This window comes from Stenotrophomonas sp. 22DLJC03 (assembly GCF_056861405.1).
Genome location: NZ_JBSPUG010000006.1, coordinates 162,073 through 188,103 on the forward strand (window position 1 = coordinate 162,073; position 26,031 = coordinate 188,103).

A 26,031-nucleotide genomic window follows, 5' to 3' on the forward strand; every position below is an offset into this window, starting at 1 on the left:
CAGGCGCTGAATATCCCGTTAATTCCTGTATTGCGCACCGCAACAACCGCCGTCCGCCTCACCCCCGTGATGTCGATTCCGGTGCCGCCCCCGCCAACCGGAGCCCCATCCCGATGACCCGCAAGACCAGCCTGATCGCCGCCGCCGTCGCTGTCGCACTCGGTGGTTCTCCGTTCGTTGCCGCTGCCCAGCAGGCCGGCACCGCCGCCAACACCCTGGACACGGTGATCGTCACCGGTACCCGCGTGGCCGACCGCACGGTGGCCGAGTCACAGTCACCGATCGACATCATCACCCCCGAAGCCCTGCAGTCCACCGGCACCAGCGAGCTGGCCACCGCACTGTCGCGCGCCCTGCCCTCGCTGAACTTCCCCCGCCCTGCCCTGACCGATGGCACCAGCGGCGTGCGCCCGGCGCAGCTGCGCGGCCTGTCGCCGGACCAGGTACTGGTGCTGGTCGACGGCAAGCGCCGCCACACCTCGGCGATGATCAACGTCAACGGCAGCATCGGCCGTGGCTCGTCGGCCGTGGACATCAATGCGATCCCGATCGCTGCGATCGAGCGCGTGGAAGTGCTGCGCGACGGTGCGTCGGCGCAGTACGGCTCTGACGCCATCGCCGGCGTCATCAACATCGTGCTCAAGGGCAGCGGCAGTGGTGGCAGCCTGGCGGTGGACTACGGCCAGTACTCGGCCGGCGACGGCAACAAGTACCAGCTCTCCGGCGATACCGGCGTCGAGTTCGGCAACGGCCGTGGCCGCGTGCACGTCGCCGGCCAGATCAGCCAGCAGGACGAGAGCAACCGCGCCGGCCCGTACCGTGGCACCACGCCGAACACCGGCAACTTCCCCAGCATCGGCCAGACCACCTTCATCGTCGGCGACCCGCGCGTGGACGCCACCGCCGCCTCGGTCAACGCCAGCTTCGATTTCAGCGACCACGTGACCGGCTACGCCAGCGCGCTGCTCAGCAACCGCGACATCACCTCGTTCGCGTTCTACCGCTCGCGCAACCACAACAGCCAGGGCGCACTGCTGGCGCAGACCTACCCGGACGGCTTCGTGCCGGAGATCAACCAGTATTCCAAGGACCGCTCGCTGGTGGCCGGGGTCAAGGGCAACACCGACAGCGGCTGGACCTGGGACCTGAGCCTGAACCACGGCGAGAACACCCTCGACTTCCACACCCGCAACAGCATCAACTACAGCCTGGGTGCGACCAGCCCGCGCTCGTTCTACGACGGCACGCTGAAGTACCAGCAGGACATCTTCAATGCCGACCTGACCAAGTCGCTGGACTGGGGCCTGGCCTACCCGGTCACGCTGTCCTTCGGCGGTGAGTACCGCAAGGAAAAGTGGGACCAGAAGCCGGGCGAGCTGAACTCGTACACCGGCAGCGGCGCGCAGGGCTTCGGCGGCTTCACCCCGACCAATGAAGTGCATGCCGACCGCCACAACTACGCGGTCTATGCGGGTCTGGAAGCGGACCTGACCGAGAAATTCTCGGCCGGCGTCACCGGCCGCTACGAGGACTACTCGGACTTCGGCGACCGCTTCTCCGGCAAGCTGTCGGCGCGTTATGCGTTCACCGACAAGGTCGCGCTGCGTGCCACCGCCTCCAGTGGCTTCCGTGCACCGTCGCTGGCCCAGCAGGGCTACCAGGCGGTGACCAGCCAGTTCACCAACGGCGTGTTCGTCGAACGCGGCACGTTCCCCACCACCAGCCAGGCCGCGCAGGCGCTGGGCGCTTCGCCGCTGAAGGCCGAGACCTCCACCTCCTACAGCGTGGGCCTGGTGCTGCAGCCGATCGACCGCCTGTACATCACCGTCGATGCCTACCAGATCGACATCGATGACCGTATCGCACTGTCCTCCAGCATCACCACCAATGCGGCAACCAGCGCGCTGCTGGGCACCCTGGGCCTGCCGCAGGTGACCGCGTTCTCGTACTTCACCAATGGCCTGGATACGCGTACCCGTGGCGTCGACTTCGTCTCCAGCTACACCGTGCCGTTCAGCGCCAGCAGCCTGGAACTGACCGCCGCCTACAGCTACAACGACACCGAAGTGCGCCGCGTTGGAGTCACCCCGGCGGTGTTCGGCACGCTGGGCCTGAACCAGTCGCTGATCGGCCGCGATGAAATCGGCCGCATCGAGGACAGCTTCCCGCGCGACAAGGCGATCCTGAGCGGCACCTGGCGTTCGGATCACTGGGAACTGGGCCTGGCGGCGACCCGTTACGGCAAGTTCACCGTGCGCAACTCGGCCACCGCGCTGCGCGACCAGACCTACGGCGACGCCTGGGTGGTGGATGCCTCGGCCAGCTACAAGCCGAGCAGCAACTGGACCCTGACCGTGGGCGCCGACAACCTGCTGGACAAGTACCCGGACCGCACCGAAGACCTGCAGAACTCGACCTTCGGCATGCTGCCGTACAGCAACTACTCGCCGTTCGGCTTCAACGGCGCGTACGTGTACGGCCGGGTCAAGTACACCTGGTAAGTGGTAGTGCCGGCCCCTGGTCGGCAACTCCGTGGCGGGGTCAGATCCCTTTTCCTGCGGGAAAAGGGATCTGACCCCATTCGCATTTAAGGTTTGCCGTATCTGGCGTCATCGGTGAAAATCGGGATACCCCCGTTTTTCTGCGAGAGCCGATGCACCATGACACCGACCTGATCAACATCGTTGCCGTTGGCCTGGGGCTCGCCTTCATCTTTGGCGCGCTGGCCAACAAGCTGCGTTTGTCTCCGCTGGTCGGTTACCTGGTTGCTGGCATCTGTGTAGGTCCGTTCACCCCCGGCTTCGTCGCCGACCAGGCGCTGGCCAACCAGCTGGCCGAACTGGGGGTGATGCTGCTGATGTTCGGCGTCGGCCTGCACTTCTCGCTGAAGGACCTGATGGCGGTCAAGGCCATCGCCATTCCCGGTGCGATCGGCCAGATCCTGGTCGCCACCCTGCTCGGCTGGGGCCTGGCAGCCTTGATGGGTTGGCCGGTCATCCACGGCATCGTGTTCGGTTTCGCGCTGGCCACCGCCAGTACCGTGGTGTTGCTGCGGGCGATGGAAGAGCGGCGCCTGCTGGAAACCCAGCGCGGCAAGATCGCGGTCGGCTGGCTGATCGTGGAAGACCTGGCCTGTGTGCTGGCGCTGGTGATGATGCCGGTGATGGCCGGCGTGTTCGGTCCCGATGCGGCCAACGAGCAGCACACCCTCGGCAGCGTGCTCGCAAGCATCGGCTGGACCTTCGTGCAGCTGGGCCTGTTCGTGGCGGTGATGCTGGTGGTCGGCCGCCGGGTCATTCCGTGGATCCTCGAACGCATTGCCGGTACCGGTTCGCGCGAGCTGTTCACACTGTCGGTGCTGGCGATCGCGCTGGGCGTGGCGTTCGGGTCGGCGATGCTGTTCGGCGTGTCCTTTGCGCTGGGCGCATTCTTTGCCGGCATGCTGCTCAACGAATCCGAACTGAGCCACAAGGCGGCCAGCGATTCGCTGCCGCTGCGCGATGCGTTCGCGGTGCTGTTCTTCGTCTCGGTGGGCATGCTGTTCAATCCCAGCATCCTGATCGAGCACCCGTGGCAGGTGCTGGCCACCGCCGCGATCATCATGTTCGGCAAGTCCGCCGCCGCGTTCTTCATCGTGCGAGCGTTCGGCCATCCCACCGGTACCGCACTGACCATCTCCGCCAGCCTGGCGCAGATCGGTGAGTTCGCCTTCATCATCGCCGGCCTCGGCGTGACCCTGAAGATCCTGCCGCCCACCGGGCAGGCTCTGGTGCTGGCCGGCGCGCTGATCTCGATCATGCTCAACCCGCTGGTGTTCGGCCTGCTCGACCGCTGGCTGCTGAAGCACCAGGAAACCACGCCGGCCGCGGTGGAAACCGAGTTGCCACCTGGGCCGTCGCTGGACCTGCACGACCACGCCATCGTCATCGGCTACGGTCGGGTCGGCAGTGCGCTGGCGCAGGTTCTGCGCGACCGTGGCGTGCCGGTGATGATCATCGACGACAACAAGGAGCATGTCGCCGAAGCGCATGCGGCGGGACTGCCCGGCATCCGCGGCAGTGCGGCCTCGGACAAGGTGCTGGCCGAAGCCCATCCCGAGCGCGCCAAGATCGCCGTGCTGGCAATCCCACAGCCGTTGGAAGCCGGCGAGACCCTGGCCAAACTGCGTGCACTGAACCCGAATCTGACCCTGCTGGCGCGAGCACACAGCGATGCCGAGGTGAAGCACCTGCTGGAGCATGGTGCCGACGGGACGGTGATGGCCGAGCGCGAGCTGGCCTATTCGCTGGCCGAGATGGTGATGGCCACGCCGCCGTATCGCAACCTGGGCCAGCACAGCATTCCGGTGGTGTGAGGGTTCTGCGGCAGGGCGGCGCCCTGCACCCGCAGAGGCGACAGCAAAAGCCAGAGCAACAACAAAAGCGGGCTTCCTGCGGCTGTTGGTAGGTGTCGACCTTGGTCGACACGGCGTCGCATGGGGTCAGATCCGTTTTCCGCAGGAAAACGGATCTGACCCCGGAAACAAAAAATCCCCGGTCGACCCGCATCGACCGGGGATCTGGATCGCCACGTTGCCATTGCCTTGGAGAGGCAGTTCCACCGTAGCGCATTGCACGGCCCATGGTGATCGCCTGTGGCGATGACGACCAAGCGCGTGGCTATCAGGCGCCAGCCAAAGCCTGCTCCAGGTCGGCACGCAGGTCGCCGATGTGCTCGATGCCGATCGACAGCCGCACGGTGTCTTCGCTGACACCGGCCTTGGCCAGCTCGACGGCGTCCAGCTGGCGGTGGGTGGTCGAGGCCGGGTGGGTAGCCAACGACTTCGCATCACCCAGATTGACCAGCCGGGTGAACAGTTTCAGGGCATCGAGGAAACGTGCACCTGCCTCGCGCCCGCCAGGCAGGCCGAAGGTCAGTACGCCCGAGCCGTGCCCACCCAGGTAGCGCTGTGCGGCGGCATGCTCGGGGTCGTCGGCCAGCCCGGCGTAGCGCACCCAGGCCACCTTTGCGTGCGCCTGCAGGAACTGTGCGACCGCCAGCGCGTTGGCGTTGATGCGCTCCATGCGCAGGGCCAGGGTTTCGATGCCCTGCAGGATCAGGAACGCATTGAACGGCGACAGCGCCGCGCCGGTATTGCGCAGCGGCACCACCCGCGCGCGGCCGATGTAGGCGGCCGGTCCGAGTGCTTCGGTATAGACCACGCCGTGGTAACTCGGGTCGGGCTGGTTGAGGCGGGCGAAGCGCTTGGGCTGAGCGGCCCAGTCAAAACGCCCCGAGTCGATGATCGCACCGCCCAGGCTGGTGCCGTGGCCGCCCAGGTACTTGGTCAGCGAATGCACCACGATGTCGGCGCCATGCTCGAACGGGCGCAGCAGGAATGGCGTGGCCACGGTGTTGTCGACGATCAGCGGCACGCCGGCGGCATGGGCGACCTCGGCGATGGCGGCGATCTCGGTGACGTTGCCGCGAGGATTGCCGATCGACTCGACGAACACCGCCTTGGTGCGTTCATCGATCAGCGCGGCGAACGCGGATGGATCGGCCGGATCGGCGAAGCGGGTCTGGATGCCGTACTGCGGCAACGTATGCGCCAGCAGATTAAGGCTACCGCCATACAGCGCGCTGGAGGCGACGATGTTGTCGCCGGCCTCGGCGATGGTCTGGATGGCGTAGGTGATCGCGGCCTGCCCCGAAGCCAGCGCCAGCGCACCGATGCCGCCTTCCAGCGCCGCCACGCGCTGCTCCAGCACATCGGTGGTGGGATTCATGATGCGCGTGTAGATGTTGCCGGCCACTTTCAGGTCGAACAGGTCGGCACCATGCTGGGTGTCATCGAAGGCGTATGCCACGGTCTGGTAGATCGGCACCGCCACCGCGCGGGTGGTCGGATCGGGACGATAGCCGCCATGCACGGCCAGGGTTTCCAGTTGCCACTGCGGGTCGCTCATTGCGCCAGGCTCCATCCGGGGAAACGGCCACGATAGGCCAGCCGGCAGAGACCGCTGAGAGCCACTGGCGATAACGCCCGTACCGGTGGTTATCAGGTTGGCCGCGATTCAGGCAGCCGTCATGGGCCGTTGCTAGGCTTCGCCGCCGGGCGCTCCTGCCCGGGCACGGAGGCCCAAGCGCATGCAGTCATCCCCCTGGACACCCGCCGCCAGCGGCACACCGACCCCGGTGCTGCTGGTGGAGGACGACCGCCGCTTGGCCGAACTGGTCAGCGACTACCTGCACGAACATGGCTTCGCCGTGCAGCACATCGCCCGCGGCGACCTGGCCGGCGCCGCCTGCCGCCAGCACGCACCGGAACTGGTGGTGCTGGACCTGATGCTGCCCGGCCTCGGCGGCATCGACGTGTGCCGGCAGATCCGCAGCTTCTCCGACGTGCCGATCCTGATGCTGACTGCCTGCGAGGACGACATCGAGCAGGTGCTCGGCCTGGAGTCCGGCGCCGACGACTACGTGCACAAGCCGGTCGAACCGCGCCTGCTGCTGGCCCGCCTGCGCGCCCTGCTGCGCCGCCGGCACGGCAGCGGCAGCACCGGTTCGCCTTGCCGGCTGATGCATGGCGGACTGCTGATCGATCGCATGCAGCGCGACGTTCACCTGCACGGCCTGGCAGTGGAGCTGGGTACCACCGAATTCGAGATCCTGTGGCTGCTGGCCAGCCAGCCGGGGCAGATCCTCTCGCGCGACCAGATCCTGCAGGCGGTGCGCGGCATCGGCTTCGATGGGCTGGACCGCAGCGTCGATGTCAGCATCGGCAAGCTGCGCCGCAAGCTGGGCGACGACGCGCGCGAACCTCGACGGATCAAGACCGTATGGGGCCGGGGGTACCAGTTCAATCCCTCGGCCTGGTCGGCGTGAAGCGCCTGTTCCTGTGGCTGTGGTTCGTCACCGGTGCCTGTTTCCTGGTTTCGGTGTTCTTCCTCAACCACATCCTGGATGGCATCTACACGCCCGTGCAGGACCGCGTGTTCGTGCAGCAGGTGCGCGGGCAGGTGTACGCCCTGCGCAGTGGCCTGGCTGGCCTGGATGCAGAACAGCAGCGTGAGCGCCTGCAGCAGTGGCAGCCGCACTACGGCATCGCCCTGACCCTGCTCGACAGGCCTCCCGCGCTCAACCCGCAGGAACTGGCGGCGGTGCGGGCCGATGGCTTCATCGTGCGCGACCTCTACCAGCAGGTACTGCTGCCCATCGACAGCGTGGACGGCCGCTGGCTGCACCTGCGCCTGCCCGGTGCGGTGTCGATGACAACGTATATGACCATCGCTGCCTACCTCGGCATCCTGCTGCTGGTCGGCGCCAGCCTGTATGCCTGGGTACGCCTGCTCTGGCGCGACCTGGAGGCACTGCGCATGCATGCCGATCGCATCGGTGCCGGCGACCTGCAGGCGCGCGCGCAGGTGTCGCCACGCTCGCAGATCCGGGTCATTGTCGATCATTCCAACCGCATGGCCGCGCGCGTGGCTGAGCTTGTGCAGCGCCAGCGTGACCTCACGCATGCCATCTCGCATGAACTGCGCACGCCGATCGCACGCGTGGCCTTCGGCCTGGACCTGATGCGGGACAGCGACGATCCGGCACGACGCGCGCGCTTGGCGCAGGGGCTTCACGGTGACCTGGCCGAGCTCAACGGACTGGTCAGCGAACTGCTGGCCTACGAGCGCCTGGAACATCCCAACGAAGCCGAGCCCCTGCAGCGCATCGAAGCCAATGACTGGTTGCAGGCCTGCCTGGCCGATGCGCGCCGCGATGCCGAACGCGCCGGCCTGGTACTGCGCGTGCAACCCAGCGCACTGCCGCGGGTGGACGCAGAACCACGCCTGCTGCAGCTGGCACTGAGCAACCTGGTCGGCAACGCGCTGCGCCATGCGCGCTCGCAGGTGGAGGTCTCTCTTGTCGGCGTCGGCGGTCGCGCCTGCCTGCGCGTGGATGACGACGGCCCAGGCATCGCCGAAGCCGACCGCGAGAAAGCAATCCGCCCGTTCACCCGCCTGGACGACAGCCGCAGTCGCGATACCGGTGGCTTCGGACTGGGCCTGGCCATCGTCAGCCGCATCGCGGCACGCCATGACGGGGAACTGCACATCAGCCGCGCCACGCTGGGCGGCGCACGCTTCGAAATGCACTGGCCGCTGGCTGCCAGCTGAACGCCCACGGGCGCGATTACAGTTGATTACAACTCCCGCACAACTGCGGAGGGAACGGCCGCTGGCGTATCGCCACGCTAGCGACCCTGCAGCACTCGCCGGATGCGCGTGCTGCATTCCTCCCTTCGTCGAGAGTGCCCATGTCCCTGCGTCACCGTACCCCCACCCTGCTCTGCCTCGCCCTGCTGCCGTTGTTCGCCGCGCCGATCGCCCACGCCAAGGATGACCACTGGACCTTCGAAGTCGCCGCCGGTGCCGGTGCGACACCGCGCTACAGCGGCAGCAAGGAGTACCAGGCGTCGCCCATGCTGTCCTTCGATGCCATGTCACCCGGTGGCTGGTTTCTGGGCACCAGTGGCCTCGGCTGGGGTACGGCCATCGGCGAACACACCCACCTGCGTGCCTACATCGGTGCCAGCGGCAGCCGCCGCGACGAGGACTCCGCGCTCGGCGGTTCGGACTTCCTGCGCGGCATGGGTGATATCCGTACCCGTCCCCTGGTCGGCCTCTCGGCTGGTTATACGCTGGGCGAAGCCGTGCTGAGCGGCAGCTGGCAGTTCACCCGCAAGGATGAAGACAAGGGTGACAACGGCCTGGCCACCCAGCAGATGCAGCTGAGCCTGTCGATGCCGCTGTTCGATTTTGCCGGTGGTGTGGTCAGTGGCAGTGTCGCCACCGAGTACGGCAATCGCGGCTACATGCAGACCTGGTACGGCGTGAGTCCGGAACAGGCAGCGCGCACCGGATTTGCCCAGCACAAGCCGAAAGCAGGCCTGGTCAGTGCCGGGCTTGGCCTGAAGTGGAGCCACCGCGTGGGCCGCAATGGCAACTGGTACATCTCGGCGGAAGGCACGCGCCTGCTCGGCGATGCGGCCGACAGCCCGATCGTGCAGAAGCCGAATCAGTTCGGCTTGATGAGCGGATACACGCACCGCTTCTGAGGGGACGCCGGGTGTGACCCGGTGCTACACGCAGGAAACGGGGCGCTGCGACCAAGCAGCGCCCCGTGTGAATCACGCCTTGGCGAACACCAGGTGGCCGCCGTCGTTGCCGACTTCGATGGTATCGCCGTTGACGAAGGCGCCGGACAGGATCTTCTGCGCCAGCGGGTTCTCCAGCTGCGCCTGGATCGCACGCTTCAACGGACGTGCGCCGTACACCGGATCGAAGCCGACGTTGCCGAGCAGATCGAACGCCGCATCGGATACCACCAGCTTCAGCCCACGCTCGGCCAGCCGCTTCTCCAGGCCACGCATCTGGATGCGCGCGATCTGCTTGATCTGCTGCTTGTCCAGCGGGTGGAACACCACGATGTCGTCCAGGCGGTTGATGAACTCCGGACGGAAGTGCGCCTGCACCACGCCCATCACCGCCGCCTTCATCTGCATGTAGGCCTCCGGGCTGTCATCACTGCTCATGTCCTGGATCTGGTGCGAGCCCAGGTTGGAGGTCATCACGATGACGGTGTTGCGGAAGTCCACGGTACGGCCCTGGCCATCGGTCAGGCGGCCATCGTCCAGCACCTGCAGCAGGATGTTGAACACATCCGGATGGGCCTTCTCCACTTCGTCGAGCAGGATCAGCGAGTACGGACGACGACGCACCGCCTCTGTCAGGTAACCACCCTCTTCGTAACCGACGTAGCCCGGGGGCGCACCGATCAGGCGGGCGACGCTGTGCTTCTCCATGAACTCGCTCATGTCGATGCGGATCATCGCGTCGGCACTGTCGAACAGGAACTCGGCCAGCGACTTGCACAGCTCGGTCTTGCCAACGCCGGTCGGGCCGAGGAACAGGAACGAACCGGCCGGACGATTCGGATCGGACAGGCCCGCACGCGAGCGGCGCACGGCGTCGGAGACGACCTTGATCGCTTCCTCCTGGCCGACCACGCGGTTGTGCAGCACCTCTTCCATCCGCAGCAGCTTGTCGCGCTCGCCTTCGAGCATCTTGTTGACCGGAATGCCGGTCCAGCGCGAGACAACCTCGGCGATCTCCTCATCGGTGACCCGGTCCTGCACCAGCTTGAAGTCCTTGTGCTCGGCTTCCTGCGCGGCGGCCAACTGCTTTTCCAGCTGCGGCAGCAGGCCGTACTGGATCTCGCTCATCTTGGCGAAATCCTGGCGGCGCTGCGCGGATTCCAGCTCCAGCTTGGCCTGCTCGACCTGCTCCTTGATCTTGGTTGCACCCTGCAGCGCGGCCTTCTCCGACTTCCAGATTTCATTGAGGTCGGAGAACTCGCGCTCCAATCCATCGATGTCGTTTTCCAGATCGGCCAGGCGCTGCCGCGAGGCCTCGTCCTTTTCCTTCTTCAGCATCTCGCGCTGGATCTTCAGCTGGATCACCCGGCGTTCCAGGCGGTCCAGTTCCTCTGGCTTGGAGTCGATCTCCATGCGCAGGCGCGAAGCAGCCTCGTCCATCAGGTCGATGGCCTTGTCCGGCAGCTGGCGGTCGGTGATGTAGCGGTTGGACAGGGTCGCCGCCGCCACGATGGCCGGATCGGTGATTTCCACGCCATGGTGCACCGCGTACTTTTCCTTCAGCCCGCGCAGGATGGCGATGGTGTCCTCCACCGACGGCTCGCCCACGAACACCTTCTGGAAACGACGCTCCAGCGCGGCATCCTTTTCGATGTACTTGCGATACTCGTCCAGCGTGGTGGCGCCTACACAGTGCAGCTCGCCGCGTGCGAGCGCAGGCTTCAGCATGTTGCCGGCATCCATCGCACCGTCGGCCTTGCCCGCGCCAACCATGGTGTGCAGCTCGTCGATGAACAGGATGATCTGCCCTTCGCTCTTGGCCAGATCGTTGAGCACGCCCTTCAGGCGCTCTTCGAATTCACCGCGGAACTTCGCACCGGCGATCAGCGCGCCCATGTCCAGCGACAGCACGCGCTTGCCGCGCAGGCCTTCGGGCACTTCGTCGTTGATGATGCGCTGGGCCAGGCCTTCGACGATCGCGGTCTTGCCCACGCCCGGCTCGCCGATCAGCACCGGGTTGTTCTTGGTCCGGCGCTGCAGCACCTGGATGGTGCGACGGATTTCTTCATCGCGGCCGATCACCGGATCGAGCTTGCCGCTCTCGGCACGTGCGGTCAGGTCAATGGTGTACTTCTCCAGCGCCTGCCGCTGTTCTTCAGCATTTTCCGACTGCACGTTCTCGCCGCCGCGCAGCTTGTCGATGGCGGCCTGCAGGCGGGTCTTGTCGGCACCGGCGGCGCGCAGCGCCATGCCCAGCGTGCCGCTGTCGTCCAGCGCGGCCAGCACGAACCACTCGCTGGCAATGAAGGCATCGCCGTTCTGCTGGGCCAGCTTGTCGGTCTGGTTGAGCAGGCGACCCAGGTCATTGCCCATCGAAACGTTGCCGGCCTGGCCGGACACCTTGGGCAGCGCATCCAGCGCCTCGGTCAGGCGCTCGCGCAGTACCGGCACGTTCACCCCGGCCTGGGCCAGCAGCGGGCGCGTGCTGCCGCCCTGCTGGTCCAGCAGCGCGCTGAACAGGTGAACCGGTTCGATGATGCTGTTGTCGCGGCCCACGGCCAGCGACTGTGCGTCTGCCAGCGCCTGCTGGAAACGCGAGGTGAGCTTGTCCATCCGCATTGCGAATCCTCATCGGTCATCAGGGCCGGCCCGCGCCGGCGATGCTGGAAAGATGCGGTTGCCCCACCCCGTTTCAAGGGTGGCTGCGACTGCACCCCGAGGCCAGTCAGCCTGCGGCCAGCATGCCGGAGCGGGTGTGGTCGGCGCGTTGATCCCGATCAGTTTCGCGCGGTGGACGAGCTCAGCCGCGTGTGATGGCAGTACGGATCGCCCGCAGCTGCTGCTTGATGGCCCTTGCCTGCGCCACATCCATGCGCAGCAGGGCTTTCTGCCCGATCGAGCGCGACTGCAGGGTGGCGTCGACGAAGCGGTAGCGGCCACGCTCGTCGCGTTCCACCAACGGTGGCTGAGCCGGCTCCGGAGTGTCCAGCAGGTGGTCGATCACCGCCACCAGGCGGTCGTTGAAGTAGCCGCCGGGCCGGCCAAGATCGACATAGGCCTGCTGGATCAACGGATAGAAACGCTTGTAGGCGGTGGCCGTCGCCGCCGGATCCAGCGCGGTGAACGTCTGCACATAGGGCGCATAGCGCGCCGCATTGGCTGCGGCGATGCGTTCGCCGCCCTCACCCGCCTCGACCTGCAGGTTGCCCGGCAGCGGCCGCGCGGCCAGTGCGGTCGGCGGCACGCTCGGCTTGTCCAGGTTATCGACCTGGGTGACCAGACGCTGGATCAGATGGTCGCGCAACAGCAGGGTCAGCGGGCCCTCGCCCTGGAAGAGCTGGCTCAGCGCGCCCCAGGCAGCGGCATCGCTGTCGGCCAGTTTCGGCAGTGCTGGATCAGCGGCCGCCTCTGTCTCCAGCGGGTGCCTGATCGGTGGAGGTGCCGGGGCCGGTTGCTCGGCCGTCATTGGCTGTGGAGGTGCAGCGCTGCTGGCGGGAGTGGATTGCACCGGCACCGAAACGCCGTCCGCCAGGCTCTTCAGCTGATCGCGGAACAACCACCCGCCCGCACCGCCGATCACCACCACGCCCAGCACCCAGGGCCATACCGCCTTTCCACTCTGCATGATGCAGCACCTCGTTTTCACACGCATGGAGATGGTGTGACCCCCCGTGTCGGCGAGGGTTCCCCCTTCGTTCGGCTGCGGTTTGGGTTGGGCAGGACCTGCAGCCACGCTCACGCCTGCTTTGCACGCCGCGCGCGAGGCTGTTGCTCTTGTCGTGTGGAGACGTTGCCATGCAATACGCGCTGTACTACTGGACCGGCATCCAGGGCCGCGGTGAATTCGTGCGGCTGGCGCTGGAAGATGCCGGCGCCGACTACATCGACATGGCACGGGTACACGGCGATGCAGTGATGCAACCTTTCCTTGATGGGAAAAGCGAGGGGACGCAGCCATTCGCACCGCCGTTCCTCAAGGCCGGCCGCCAGGTCATCGCACAGGTCGCGGCGATCCTGGATTTCCTTGGCCCGACGTTGGACCTGGTGCCACAGGCGGCCTCGCGGCGGATGCAGGCGCTGCAGTTGCAGCTGACCATCGCCGATCTGGTGGCCGAGGTGCATGACACCCACCATCCGATCGCCGTATCGAAGTACTACGAAGAGCAGAAGATCGAAGCCAAGGCACGCGCCGCCTCTCTGCGCAGCGAACGGCTGCCGAAGTTCCTCGGCTACTTCGAGCAGGTGCTGGCCGCCAATGGCGGCCGCCATGCGCTGCGCGAGCATTCCTACGTGGATCTGTCGCTGTTCCAGCTGCTGAGCGGGCTGGATTACATGTTCCCACGCCGCATGCAGGCACTGGGCCCAACCCTGCCCCTGCTGCGTGCGCTGCAGGAGCGGGTGGCGAAGCGGCCGGCCATTGCCGCCTACCTGGCCTCGGAACGGCGCTTGCCGTTCAACACCAACGGCATCTTCCGCCACTACCCGGAACTGGACGGAGAGCGGTAGTGCCGGCCGCTGGCCGGCAGCTGCACACTGCGTCCGAGGTCCATGAGGATGCCGGCCAGCGGCCGGCACTACCTTGGGGTCAGCTGTTTTCACCCAGCGGCTTCACCGCCTGCTTCTGCAGCGACAGCAGGCCCAGCAGCACTGCCAGTGCCACGTAGGCGCCGGCGAACTGCCAGCTGATGATCCGCGCCAGGCCGTCCAGATCCCACGGCAGGTAGATGCCGCCGCGCGGGTCCACCGAGTGGATCAGGCCGAACAGGGTCAGCACGGCGGCCACCAGCAGGAAACCGCAGGCGCGGCGCAGACGGCCATCGACCATTGCCGCCACCGCCGAGATCCACAGCATCGAGGTGATGATGAAGCCATTGCCGAGGGTGAAGATCACCGCCAGCTCCGGCAGGCCGTGGCCGTCGAGCTTGGTCAGCAGCTGAGGCAGCTGGTCCGGCGCGATCCAGCCCGGCGCCTTGATCGCCAGCAGGTAGGCCACCGACGGCAGGAAACCGAACACCATCGCGCTGGTATGGTGACGCGGCGTGGCCTGGAAGGCCTGGGTGGTGATGTCGATGGCCACGTACACGATGATCGGTGCCAGCACCGCCAACGGCAGCCACTGCACCAGCCCGGAGATGATGCCGAGCATGCCTCCGATGCCGACGAACAGGCCGGTCAGCAGCGTGTAGCCGCTGCGCGCACCCATGTGCTTGTAGGCCGGCTGGCCGATGTACGGCGTGGTCTGCGCGACGCCGCCGCAGACGCCAGCCACCAGCGTGGCCACCGCCTCCACCAGCAGGATGTCGCGGGTGCGGTAATCATCGCCGGCCGCGCGTGCGCTTTCGGAGACGTTGATGCCACCGACCACCATCAGCAGGCCGAACGGCAGCAGCAGCGGCAGGTAGGTCATCGCGGTGGGCAGGCCGTCGAGGAAGCCCAGCGTCGGCAGCGGCAGCACCACCTGCGGCGGCACCCACTCCGGTACGTGGAAGCCCGGTGCGCCGAGCCCGGCCAGGCCAAGGCCGTAATACAGCACGGTGCCGAACACGAAGGCCAACAGCACGCCCGGACCACGCACCGGCAGCTTGCCCTTGGCGATCAGCACATACAGCAGCAGGCCCAGCGTCGTGAAGCCGACCAGTGGCGAGCGCAGCGTTTCCAGCAGCGGCAGCAGGCCCATCAGCACCAGCGCGATGCCGGCGATGGAACCCAGCAGCGCAGCACGCGGCAGCGCGCGGGTAACCGCTTCGCCGAAGAATGACAGCACGAACTTGAGCACGCCCATGATGACCAGCGCGGCCATGCCCAGCTGCCAGGTCGCGATACCCGCGGCATGCGGGTCCATGCCCTGCTGCTTGAACGCAATGAAAGCAGGACCGAGCACCAGCAGGGCCATGCCGATGCTGGTCGGTGCATCCAGGCCGAGCGGCATGGCGGTGACATCGTCGCGGCCGGTGCGCGTGGCCAGGCGGCGCGCCATCAGGGTGTACAGCAGGTTGCCAACCAGCACGCCGAAGGCAGTGCCGGGGAACATGCGGCCGAACACTACGTCGGCGGGGAACTGGAAGATCCCGACCAGGGCCATGGCGATGAAGCCGAGGATGGAGAGGTTGTCGACGACCAGGCCGAAGAAGCCGTTGAAGTCGCCGGCGACGAACCAGCGACGCGGTGCGGCGGGAGCGGGAGCGGACATGGAAGGGGCGGTGGGGGTGGGGACCGCCGATGGTAGGCCCAGCGAGGCCAGCGCGCCAATTCCGTCGTGGAATGATGGGTTCCAGCCAACGGCGGAGCCCCTCGTGGTTGGTCGCGAACTACGATTTCCCGTGTTGGGCCGGGTGGGTAGGCTACGCGGGGGACGCCGTGAACCCATCCTTGGGGGCTTGGCCGCGGCATCCATGCCGCGGACACCCCCGCGCAGCCTACCCGCCCGGCCCCTGACAGTTTCCTGCGGGCGCCAGCCACGGAAGAGAATCAAAAGATCAAAAGCAGGAGCCGGTCGCTGCGCTCTCAAGCGCCGGATCGCAGGCATCTGCCTGGTTGCCGGCCAGCGGCCGGCACTACCGGGAAGCATCCACGCATGGCGTGGATCTACTGTGCCGACCAAGGTCGACCCCCACGAGCAACAGGCCATGCCATTCCAACAGATCGCGGAAATCTGTCGAAGGCGGGGTGGGTCCGGCTGCGGGGGTGTCCGCGGCATGGATGCCGCGGCCAAGCCCCCAAGGATGGGTTTACGGCGTCCCCCGCAACCGGACCCACCCCGCCATCCCACCGATACCCCGCTTTTGACGTTGACGTTGACGTTGATTCGGCGGGTGCAGGGCGCAGCCCTGCATCAGACCCCAACCCTCACTTCTTCAGGAAGTTGTCCACCAGCAGATGCTTCACGTCGTCGAAGCGGCCGTTCAACACCGCCTTGGCCGCGTACAACGCCGTGCCGGCCACCTGCTTGGCTTCGATCTGCGGCGGCATCACCAGCTCGGCGCGGCTGGTGTGCACGTCCAGCAGCGCCGGGCCACGCTGGGACAGGAAGTCCTGCACCGCTTCCTCCAGGTCCTCGCTGCGGGTCACGGTGCGGCCGTGGAAACCGATCACCTCGGCCAAGCGGCCGAAGTCCGGATTCTTCAGGTCGGTGTAGTTGTCCAGAAGGCCTTCCACCTTCTGCTCCAGCTCGACGAAATTCAGCGAGCCGTTGTTGAACACCACCACCTTGATCGGCAGGTTTTCCTGCACGGCCGTCAACAGATCGCCCAGCAGCATCGCCAGGCCACCATCGCCGGAAAGCGAGATCACCTGCCGGCCCGGGAACGCCTTCTGCAGGCCCAGTGCCTGTGGCATCGCATTGGCCATCGTGCCGTGCAGCAGGCTGGTCAGCGTGCGGCGGCGGCCGTTGACGCGGATGTGGCGCAACACCCACACCATCGGCGAGCCACCGTCGGCGGTGAACAGTGCATCATCGGTGGCATATTTCGACAGCAGCGCGGTCAGGTGCTGCGGATGGATCAGCTCGCCCTCACCGGGCTGCTCTTCCTTCTCGCGCTTTTTCAGTGCCTTGTCACGGCGCTCGATGCACTCGTCCAGGAAACTGCTGTCCTCGCGCGGCGGCAGCATCGGCAGCAAGGCGTCCAGCGTCGGCGCGATATCACCGACCACGCCAAGGTTCACCGGATGGCGGCGGCCGAGGTGGCTGCCATCGCGGTCGACCTGGATGATCGTCGCCCTGTCCGGATAGAACTGGCCCCAAGCGAAATCAGCGCCGAGCAGCAGCAGCGTGTCGCACTCCATCAGTGTGTGGAAACCGGATTCGATGCCGAAAATGCCGGTCATGCCCATGTTGTACGGGTTGTCCGGCTCGACGAAGTCCTTGGCGCGCGAGGTGTGCGCCACCGGCGCCTGCAACCTGCGCGCAAGTTCCAACAACTGGGCGTGCGCGCCCTGGCAACCGGCGCCGGCATAGATGCCGATGCGCTTGCCCTGCCCCAGCAGCTCGGCGATGTGCTGAAGTTCGGTGTCGGATGGACGCAGCACCGGCTGGGTGTAGTGCACCGAGAACGGCACATCGTGCTTCACCTCGGCCTCGCTGATGTCAGCCGGCAGGATCACTACGGCGACGCCGCGACGGCTGATCGCGGCCTGGCAGGCCAGCGCCACCACGCGTCGCGCCTGTTCGGCGCTGTGCACCTGTTCGCAGAACACCGTGCAGCTGCCATACACCGCCTTGAAGTCAACTTCCTGCGGGAACTCCATGCCCAGCTCGCTGGTGACGATCTGGCTGGCGATCAGCACCATCGGCGCCCGGTTGCGGTTGCTCTCGAAGATGCCATTGATGAAATGCAGGCCACCGGGCCCGCAGGAGCCAGCACACGCCGTCAACTGGCCGCTGACAAGCGAATCGGCGCCGGCAGCGAACGCTGCCACTTCTTCATGGCGTACGTGCACCCAAGCGATCTCGCTGCCATGCATCGCATCGGTAACATGATTGAGCGTATCGCCCACGATGCCGTAGCAACGACGGACACCGGCCTGCTGCAGGGCGTCCACCACGATTTCGGCCACGCGCTTGCTCATCGGATACATCCTCGAACGGGGGAACCTCCGAGGCTAGACCCGGTGAAGTGATGCCCCCGTGGGCAAGGCGCGCATCGCCTCGATGCGCAAACTTCAGACGGATGTCTCGTCAATCGTTGACGTTGATCCAGCCCACCACCGTGCCCTGCTTCGGGTTGTGGTAGCGCAGCTTCATCCAGCCATCCTGTTCATCCAGCATTTCCACACGGTCGCCCTGCACCAGGTAACGCTTGGTGCTGGATGCACCGGGCCGGTCGAACAGGAACAGGCGCGCCGCCAGCACGGAGGCCTGCTGGCCACGCAGCGGTCCGTCGGGCGGTGCGCCCAGGCCATCGGCAATGGCCGTCTCAAGCACGTTTCCGGCGGCATCATAGGTGCGCCAGACTGCCAACGGCCCCTGCTCGTCGGTCTGCACCCAATGCAGCGCGGCGTTCAGCGTATCGCCCAGCATCAACACGCTCTCGGAGCGGTACAGATAGAGCTTCGTACCTGCAAACCGGTACTGATCGGTGTACCACATCGGGCCGCTGCGGCAGCTGCTGGTCAGGGTGCGGCTCGAACGATCGACAGTCAGCCCCATCAAGTCACCGCAACTGTCCTTGCCGTGGGTGTCGGCCTGCAGCGCGCGGAACCCGGCACTGGCCGGATCGAAGCGGTACACCGCCACCGCTTCGTTGACCATGCCCACCGATGCACGTGCAATCAATTCCGGGTAGCCATCGAAATCGACGTCCTCCAGACCCCATCGCGAATTGCCGTCCGCATCCGCCGCGCCCGCCAGATTCTGGCGCTTGCCCGACGGCGACAACTGCACCGCGATGCTGCCGTCCTGCTGGGGATCGGCGTGTGCCTGCACGTGAGCGGCGACCTGGAAGCGTAGCGTTTCGCCGTCGCCCTCATTCGCCTCCGCCGTCGGCAGCCACAGGCCTGCCAGCAGCAGGCCCAGCACGTAGTCCCTGTGTTTCATCGTCCATCCCTGTGGCGCCACGATGGCCCCTTCAGGTCAGAACGATACCTCGACCGGCTGCCGCGACCACAGCACCGACTGATGCTTGGTCTGCTGCTTCCACGCCAGGCGGATCGCTTCGATATCGGCGCGGCGCTGCGGGGTGTCCTCGTGCAGCACCACCAGCACCTTGGTACGCAAGCGGTTGGGGCTGGCATCGCCGCGGAACAGCCACTGGCCGTAGGCATCGAACACGGTCAGGCCATCCGGGAAGCGCGGGGTCACTTCCTTGTCCAGGAAAGTGCGCCACTGCGCATCGCTGATGGTGTCGGCCTGCGGGCGGTTGCCGGCGCCCTGCTCCTCGCCCACGCCGAAGTACAGCTCGCTGCGCACCCAGCCGTGGCCGGCGGACGGGCGGGCGGCATCGCCCTTCAGTTCGGCGGTGGTGGCCGTGGCATAGGCGCTGGGCGCCTGCGAGGACAGGCTGGCGCAGCCGCTGGTGGCCAGCAGCACGGCGAAGACGAGGCCAAGGTGTTTCATCGGTACAGCTCCGGGGAAGGGGGACAGAGGCGAGCCGGCAGCGTACAGCGCCACTGGCCCGGCGTGCTGATGCCAGCAGGGCATCAGCTCATGCCGGGACGGCAGGGACTTGCATCGACACCGGCCATCACGCGAAGATAATATATCGCTTCATCCGGATGGATGTAAGTGAAACCATCTCCCCCTTCCCTGTCGTCGTTGTTGCTGGAGTCCCCATGTCCGTCCGCCTGCCTGCGTCGCCACTCGGCCTCGCCATCGCCCTCGCGCTTTCTGCCGCCGCCCCGGCCCTGGCCCAGGACGCCACCAACCTGGACACGGTGATCGTCACCGGCACCCGCGCCGCCGACCGCACCGTGCTCGAATCCACCTCGCCGGTGGATGTGCTCACCGCCGAGGACATCCGCAAGGCCGGCGTGGTCAACGGTGAACTGGGCAGTGCGCTGCAGGCGCTTCTGCCGTCGTTCAACTTCCCGCGCCAGTCCAACTCCGGCGGCGCCGACCACGTGCGCGCGGCACAGTTGCGTGGCCTGTCGCCGGACCAGGTGCTGGTGCTGATCAATGGCAAGCGCCGCCACCACACTGCGCTGGTCAACACCGACAGCAAGATCGGCAAGGGCACCACCCCGGTCGACTTCAATTCGATCCCCGTCAGCGCGATCAAGCGCATCGAAGTGCTTCGCGACGGCGCCGGTGCGCTGTACGGCTCCGATGCGGTGGCCGGCGTGATCAACGTGATCCTCGACAACGGCGGCGACGGTGGCGAGATCGAGGCCAGCTACGGTGCCAACCACACCGACCTCAAGCCGATCGGCCGTACCCTCACCGATGGCCAGACCGGCAACATCAGCGCCAAGGTCGGCACTTCGCTGGGCGAGGACGGCGGCTTCCTGCGCGTCGGCCTGGAGTACAAGCACCGCAACGGCACCAACCGTGCCGGCTTCGACCAGATTCCGCCGTGGGACCAGACGCCGGACAACCTGGCGCTGCAGGGCAAGCGCAACTACGTGCTGGGCGATGGCAAGAGCAAGGACATCAACCTGTGGCTGAACACCGAGATTCCGGTGGGCCAGACCTCCACGTTCTATGCGTTCGGCACCTTCAACCAGCGTGATACCGAAGGCGCGAACTACTTCCGCTATCCCGATGGCGATGCGAACTGGAAGCAGATCTATCCGAATGGTTACCGGCCGATCTCCGAAGGCGAGAACCGCGACGTGCAGGCCGTAGCCGGCGTGCGCGGCCAATGGGGTGAGTGGAGCTACGACGGCAGCCTGGATTACGGGCAGAACGATTTCACCTACCGCCTGCGTGATTCGCTCAACGCATCGCTGGGCCCGACCAGTCCGACCCGCTTCAAGACCGCCGACTACCAATACGCACAGACCGTGGGCAACCTCGATCTGAGCCGCGTGTTCACCCAGAGCGAGAGCATCAGCCACACCCTGGGCTTGGGCGTGGAAGCGCGCCACGAGCGCTACCAGACCCGTCCCGGTGATCCGGCCAGCTATGCGGCCGGCCCGTACACCGACCGTCCGACCGGTTCGCAGGCCGGTGGTGGCCTGACCCCGCAGGATGCGGCCTCCCTGTCGCGTGATGTGGCCAGCGCCTATGCCAGGCTCGCCAGCCAGTTCGGCGAGAAGTTCTCCACCGACCTGGCCGCGCGCTACGAGCACAACGACGACTTCGGCGGTGAACTGACCGGCAAGCTCGGCCTGCGCTACGAATTCACCCCGGCGTTCGCGCTGCGCGGTGCCATCTCCAACAACTTCCGCGCGCCGTCACTGGCGCAGATCGGCTACGAGTCCACCTCCACCGGCTACAACGCCGGCGGCCAGCTGGTGCAGGGCCGCCTGCTGTCGGTCAACAATCCGATCGCACGTGGCCTGGGTGCGCAGAATCTGAAGCCGGAGAAGTCGATCAACACCTCTCTGGGCTTCACCAGCCGCATCGGCGAGCACTTCGACCTGTCGCTGGACTTCTTCCAGATCGACATCGATGACCGCATCGCGCTGTCGGAAAGCATCACCGGCGATGCACTGACCGACTACGTGGCGGCCAACTACGGCGTCACCGGCCTGCAGAGCGCCAGTTTCTTCGTCAACGCCGCCGATACCCGCACCCGCGGTGCCGAGCTGGTGAGCAACTGGCGGCAATCGCTGGGCAACGGTCAGCTGCTGCTGACCGGCACCTATGCGTACACCAAGACCACACTGAAGAACGTGCTGGCCACGCCGGCACAGCTCCGTGCACTGAACCCGGACTACGTGCTGTTCGGTATCGAAGAGACCAACACCCTCACCGATGCCACGCCGCGCACCCGTGGCAGCTTCTCGGCCGCCTGGAGCAACGACCACTGGTCGCTGAGCACCCGCGTGAACCGCTATGGCAGCGCCACCCGCGTGTTCAACTTCGGTGACGGCTACATCCCGCGCCAGACCTACCAGGCCGAATGGCAGCTGGATGCCGAAGTCGAGTACCGCATCACTCCGCAGTGGAGCGTGGCCATCGGCGGCCAGAACCTGACCGACAACTACCCGGATCGATCCAACAGCGATATCCACTACTTCGGCAACCTGCCGTATGACGTGCTGTCACCGATCGGCAGCAACGGCGCGTACTACTACGGCCGCGTCCGCTATACGTTCTGATCGCATTGGGTGTGATTGCCTTCGGTGGGTGCGGACCGTTGGTCCGCACTACACGGTAGTGCCGGCCGCTGGCCGGCAACCGCAGGGTGCATCCATGGACCATGAAGTTGCCGGCCAGTGGCCGGCACTACCAGATCCGTAGCCTGCCCTCGACCCCACGTACACGCCCGCGCTGGCAAGCTGGGCGTCATGGCTGAACCGCTCCCCCTGCGTCCGCCACCTCCATTGCTGGACGATGCCTGCGCGTTGTTCCTCGATGTTGATGGCACCCTGATCGAATTCGCTGCACGCCCGGATGCCGTGCAGCTGCTGCCCGACGTGCGCGAAGCCATCGGCCGCATCAGCGACCGCCTGGAAGGTGCCGTGGCACTGGTCAGTGGTCGCCCGCTCGAGCAACTGGACCAGTTGTTCGCTCCCCTGCAGCTTCCCGCCGCCGGCCTGCATGGCCACGAACTGCGTGGCGAGGATGGTCGCGTGCTGCGCGACGCACATGATGACGACACCGCCGACTGGCTGCACGCGCTGCACCAGCAGGCCATGCGTTTCGCGCATGGGCACCCCGGCGTGCTGGTGGAGGACAAGGGCGTCGGTCTGGCCCTGCACTGGCGCGGCGCACCGAACGCAGCAGCCGATGTGCGCGCCTTTGCCGACCGCCACCTGCGCGGTCGCAGCAGCCATCGCCTGCAGCCCGGCGATCATGTGGTGGAATTCGTGCCGGTCGGCTCCGACAAGGGTCGCGCGGTGCGGCGGATGATGCAGTACCTGCCGTTCCGTGGCCGCCTGCCCGTGTTCATGGGTGACGACCTCACCGATGAGTTCGGCTTTGACGCCGCCAACGGCCAGCACGGCTGGAGTGTGCTGGTGGGTGAACGCGAACCCAGCGCGGCGGTGTTCGCACTGCCCGACATACGCAGCGTGCACGCCTGGCTGCGTGAGAATGCCTATTGACCCGGCCAACCCCCACGGCCGCAACCGAGATGTAGCACGTGATGACCCAACCCGATCTTGATCTGGGCGTGGTCGGCAACGGCAGCTTCGGCGCCCTGGTCGACAAACATGCCCGCGTAGTCTGGAGCTGCCTGCCCACCTTCGACGGCGACCCCACCTTCTGCGCCCTGCTCAGCCCCAACCAGCAGAACGGCGGCGACTTCGCCATCGAGCTGGAGGATTTCAGCAGCAGCGAACAGGAGTACCTGACCAACACCGCGATACTCCGCACCGTGCTGCACGACAGCCACGGCGGCTCGCTGGAAATTCTCGACTTCGCTCCGCGCTGGCGCCAGAACGATCGCTTCTACCGCCCGGTGAGCCTGATCCGCCAGGTGCGTCCACTGGCGGGCAGCCCGCGCATCACCGTACGCGCGCGGCCGCTGGCCGACTGGGGCGCACGCGTGCCCGAGTCCACCTGGGGCAGCAACCACGTGCGCTGGATCCTGCCTGAGCACGTACTGCGGCTGACCACCGATGTGCCGGTGCGGCTGGTGCGCGATGGACTCCCCTTCGTGCTCAACCATCCGGTCCACCTGATCCTGGGCGTGGACGAATCGCTCGACCGCTCGATCAGCGGCTACGTGCAGGACGCCTTCCAGCGCACCCGCGACTACTGGCGCGAATGGGTGCGCTACCTGTCCATTCCGCTGGAATGGCAGGACGCAGTGATCCGCAGTGCGATCACCCTCAAGCTGTGCCAGTACGAGGACAGCGGCGCGATCATCGCGGCGATGACCACCTCCATTCCCGAAGCGCCCGGCAGCGTGCGCAACTGGGACTACCGTTACTGCTGGCTGCGCGATGCCGCGTTCGTGGTGCGTGCGCTGAACCGCCTCGGCGCGACGCGCACGATGGAACAGTTCCTCGGCTACATCTTCAACCTGGCCAGCAACGATGGCACGCTGCAGCCGCTGTATGGCATCGGCTTCGAAGCCAAGCTGGACGAGGACGAAGTACCCAGCCTGTCCGGTTACCGCGGCATGGGCCCGGTGCGCCGCGGCAACCTGGCCTGGGTGCAGCGCCAGCATGATGTCTATGGCAGCGTGGTACTCGCCTCCACGCAGCTGTTCTTCGATCGTCGCCTGCAGGATCCTGGCGATGCGCACACCTTCGCGCGGCTGGAACCCCTCGGCGAACAGGCCTTCGCCCTGCATGACGTGCCCGATGCCGGCCTGTGGGAGTTCCGCGGCCGCACCGAAGTGCACACCTATACCAGCGCAATGTGCTGGGCCGCCTGCGACCGCCTGTGCAAGATCGCCGTGCGCCTGAAGCGTGATGACCGCGCACGCTACTGGCGCGAGCGCGCCGACACCATCCACGCCCGTATCATGGCCGAAGCCTGGAGCGAAGAACGGGGCCACTTCACCGATACTTTCGGTGGTCATCGCCTGGATGCCTCGTTGCTGCTGCTGGCCGACATCGGCTTCATCGACGCAATGGACGCCCGCTTCGTCGCCACCGTCGAGGCCATCGGCCGTGACCTCAAGCATGGCAACTCGCTGTACCGCTATGTCGCCCCGGATGACTTCGGTGAACCGGAAACCAGCTTCACCATCTGCACGTTCTGGTACATCGATGCGCTGGCCGCGATTGGTCGCATGGAAGAAGCGCGCGAGATGTTCGAGCTGTTGTTGAAGCAGCGCAACCACCTGGGCCTGCTGTCGGAGGATCTGGCCTTCGACAGCGGCGAGGCCTGGGGCAATTTCCCGCAGACCTATTCGCACGTCGGCCTGATCACCGCCGCGATGCGCCTGTCGCGGTCCTGGCAGGAGGCATCGTGAGTCGTCTTGTCGTGGTTTCAAACCGTGTGGCCGTGCCGGGTGAAAACCGCGCCGGCGGCCTCGCGGTCGGCCTGCTGGCCGCACTGAAGGAACGCGGCGGCCTGTGGTTCGGCTGGAGCGGCAAGAGCGTGCGCGATGGCAGTGGCACGCTGCACACGCAGAAGGATGGCGACATCGAGTTCGTCACCCTGGACCTGAGCAAGCGCGAGGTCGATGGCTACTACAACGGCTTCGCCAACCGCACGTTGTGGCCACTGCTGCATTTCCGCCTGGACCTGGTCGATTACGATCGCGGCACCCGCGAGACCTACCACAAGGTCAACGCGCTGTTCGCCGACAAGCTCGCGCCGTTGCTGCGCGAGGACGACATCGTCTGGATCCACGACTACCACCTGATCCCGCTGGGCGCGATGCTGCGCGAACGGGGCATCGGCTGCCGCATCGGTTTCTTCCTGCACATCCCGATGCCCTCGGCCGACCTGCTGCAGGCGATGCCCGACCATCTGCGGTTGTTCTCGGCGCTGTATGCCTACGACCTGGTCGGCTTCCAGACCCAGCGAGACGCCGACCGTTTCCAGACCTACCTGCGCCTGTTCGGCGGTGGCAAGGTGCTCGAGAACGGTGAACTGGAAGCGCCGGGCGGCCGGCGCTTCCGTGCGGCCGCCTTCCCGATCGGCATCGATACCGAACTGATCGCCCGCCAGGCCGGTACCGCTGCCACCAAGGCCGCGGTGAAGAACCTGCGCGCCAGCCTGCGCGACCGCCAGCTGGCGATCGGCGTGGACCGCCTGGACTATTCCAAGGGCCTGCCCGAACGCTTCCTCGGCTTCGAGCGTTACCTGGAACGGCATCCGGACCAGCACGGCTCGCTGACCTACCTTCAGATCGCCCCGGTCTCGCGCGGCGATGTCACCGAGTACCGCCAGCTGCGCAGCCAGCTGGAACAGATCGCCGGGCATATCAATGGTGGCCACGCCGCACCCGACTGGACCCCGCTGCGCTACGTCAACCAGAACTTCACCCATGCCACTCTGACCGGCTTCTACCGCGCTGCGGCGGTGGGTCTGGTGACACCGCTGCGCGATGGCATGAACCTGGTGGCCAAGGAGTACGTGGCCTCGCAGGATCCGGAAGATCCCGGCGTACTGGTGCTGTCGCTGCTGGCCGGCGCCGCCGACGAACTCAAGCAGGCGCTGCTGGTGAACCCGCATGACCTGGACGGCGTCGCCGATGCCATCGCCACCGCGGCGACGATGTCACTGCACCGGCGCAAGGAGCGCTGGCACGCGATGATGGAGCACCTGCGCACCTACGACATCAACCACTGGCGACGCAGCTACCTCGACGCGCTGGAGGGCTGAGGGAAAAAGGGGACGGAGGGGATTAAGTCGTTTGTGCACAAACGACTTAATCCCCTCCGTCCCCTTT

Annotated in this window: 17 protein-coding genes; 10 read left to right on the forward strand and 7 right to left on the reverse strand. The window is 66.4% G+C overall.

Going from position 1 to position 26,031, the window contains the following annotated elements; genetic code table 11:
* Positions 1–113: 113 nt before the first annotated feature.
* Both AC13GA_RS18545 and ybaL read left to right on the forward strand, forming a co-directional pair.
* Positions 114–2,501 (forward strand): TonB-dependent receptor plug domain-containing protein, encoded by a 2,388-nt coding sequence (locus AC13GA_RS18545; RefSeq protein WP_482998729.1) that lies wholly within the window; start codon positions 114–116, stop codon positions 2,499–2,501.
* A 152-nt stretch (positions 2,502–2,653) separates the two neighbouring features.
* Complete coding sequence (gene ybaL / locus AC13GA_RS18550) at positions 2,654–4,354, forward strand: YbaL family putative K(+) efflux transporter (protein ID WP_006386675.1); 1,701 nt, start codon at positions 2,654–2,656, stop codon at positions 4,352–4,354.
* A gap of 307 nt (positions 4,355–4,661) precedes the next feature.
* Here the strand turns inward: ybaL and AC13GA_RS18555 are convergent, their stop codons facing one another.
* Positions 4,662–5,948, reverse strand: coding sequence for an O-acetylhomoserine aminocarboxypropyltransferase/cysteine synthase family protein (locus AC13GA_RS18555; RefSeq protein ID WP_482998730.1), 1,287 nt, complete (start codon positions 5,946–5,948; stop codon positions 4,662–4,664).
* A 181-nt stretch (positions 5,949–6,129) separates the two neighbouring features.
* Between AC13GA_RS18555 and AC13GA_RS18560 the strand changes: the two genes are divergently transcribed.
* The 3 genes from AC13GA_RS18560 to AC13GA_RS18570 all read left to right on the forward strand — a co-directional run bounded on the left by AC13GA_RS18560 (position 6,130) and on the right by AC13GA_RS18570 (position 9,094).
* Entirely contained in the window at positions 6,130–6,867 is a 738-nt protein-coding gene (locus AC13GA_RS18560) for a winged helix-turn-helix domain-containing protein (RefSeq protein ID WP_482998731.1), read from the forward strand.
* A complete protein-coding gene (locus AC13GA_RS18565; RefSeq protein WP_482998732.1) occupies positions 6,864–8,153 on the forward strand; it encodes an ATP-binding protein in 1,290 nt (429 codons plus the stop codon). The genes AC13GA_RS18560 and AC13GA_RS18565 overlap by 4 nt, the downstream gene beginning before the upstream one ends.
* Positions 8,154–8,293: 140 nt before the next feature.
* Positions 8,294–9,094: a MipA/OmpV family protein gene (locus tag AC13GA_RS18570; RefSeq protein WP_482998733.1), complete on the forward strand. Its 801-nt coding sequence runs from the start codon at positions 8,294–8,296 to the stop codon at positions 9,092–9,094.
* A gap of 72 nt (positions 9,095–9,166) precedes the next feature.
* Here AC13GA_RS18570 and clpB read toward each other — a convergent pair whose 3' ends face one another.
* Together clpB and AC13GA_RS18580 are read right to left on the reverse strand one after the other, a co-directional pair.
* Entirely contained in the window at positions 9,167–11,752 is a 2,586-nt protein-coding gene (gene clpB, locus AC13GA_RS18575) for an ATP-dependent chaperone ClpB (protein WP_337302828.1), read from the reverse strand.
* 181 nt (positions 11,753–11,933) lie between these two features.
* Positions 11,934–12,758 (reverse strand): DUF3014 domain-containing protein, encoded by an 825-nt coding sequence (locus AC13GA_RS18580; protein WP_482998734.1) that lies wholly within the window; start codon positions 12,756–12,758, stop codon positions 11,934–11,936.
* A gap of 170 nt (positions 12,759–12,928) precedes the next feature.
* Between AC13GA_RS18580 and AC13GA_RS18585 the strand changes: the two genes are divergently transcribed.
* Complete coding sequence (locus tag AC13GA_RS18585; protein WP_482998735.1) at positions 12,929–13,639, forward strand: glutathione S-transferase; 711 nt, start codon at positions 12,929–12,931, stop codon at positions 13,637–13,639.
* Positions 13,640–13,718: 79 nt separating this feature from the next.
* On the opposite strand, the gene AC13GA_RS18590 is transcribed toward AC13GA_RS18585, so the two are convergent.
* The 4 genes from AC13GA_RS18590 to AC13GA_RS18605 all read right to left on the reverse strand — a co-directional run bounded on the left by AC13GA_RS18590 (position 13,719) and on the right by AC13GA_RS18605 (position 19,184).
* Complete coding sequence (locus AC13GA_RS18590) at positions 13,719–15,323, reverse strand: SulP family inorganic anion transporter (RefSeq protein ID WP_482998736.1); 1,605 nt, start codon at positions 15,321–15,323, stop codon at positions 13,719–13,721.
* Between the two features lie 656 nt (positions 15,324–15,979).
* Entirely contained in the window at positions 15,980–17,698 is a 1,719-nt protein-coding gene (locus AC13GA_RS18595; RefSeq protein ID WP_482998737.1) for a thiamine pyrophosphate-dependent enzyme, read from the reverse strand.
* A gap of 109 nt (positions 17,699–17,807) precedes the next feature.
* Positions 17,808–18,665, reverse strand: coding sequence for an SH3 domain-containing protein (locus AC13GA_RS18600; RefSeq protein WP_482998738.1), 858 nt, complete (start codon positions 18,663–18,665; stop codon positions 17,808–17,810).
* 36 nt (positions 18,666–18,701) lie between these two features.
* A complete protein-coding gene (locus AC13GA_RS18605) occupies positions 18,702–19,184 on the reverse strand; it encodes a DUF3574 domain-containing protein (protein WP_253078786.1) in 483 nt (160 codons plus the stop codon).
* Between the two features lie 215 nt (positions 19,185–19,399).
* Here AC13GA_RS18605 and AC13GA_RS18610 point away from each other — a divergent pair, with 215 nt between their 5' ends.
* The 4 genes from AC13GA_RS18610 (at position 19,400) to otsA (ending at position 25,964) form a co-directional block, all read left to right on the forward strand.
* Entirely contained in the window at positions 19,400–21,832 is a 2,433-nt protein-coding gene (locus AC13GA_RS18610) for a TonB-dependent receptor plug domain-containing protein (protein ID WP_482998739.1), read from the forward strand.
* A gap of 189 nt (positions 21,833–22,021) precedes the next feature.
* Complete coding sequence (gene otsB, locus AC13GA_RS18615; RefSeq protein WP_065723853.1) at positions 22,022–22,780, forward strand: trehalose-phosphatase; 759 nt, start codon at positions 22,022–22,024, stop codon at positions 22,778–22,780.
* 41 nt (positions 22,781–22,821) lie between these two features.
* Complete coding sequence (locus AC13GA_RS18620) at positions 22,822–24,603, forward strand: glycoside hydrolase family 15 protein (RefSeq protein WP_136639326.1); 1,782 nt, start codon at positions 22,822–22,824, stop codon at positions 24,601–24,603.
* Entirely contained in the window at positions 24,600–25,964 is a 1,365-nt protein-coding gene (gene otsA, locus AC13GA_RS18625) for an alpha,alpha-trehalose-phosphate synthase (UDP-forming) (protein WP_136639327.1), read from the forward strand. The genes AC13GA_RS18620 and otsA overlap by 4 nt, the downstream gene beginning before the upstream one ends.
* The last annotated feature ends 67 nt before the right edge of the window (positions 25,965–26,031 follow it).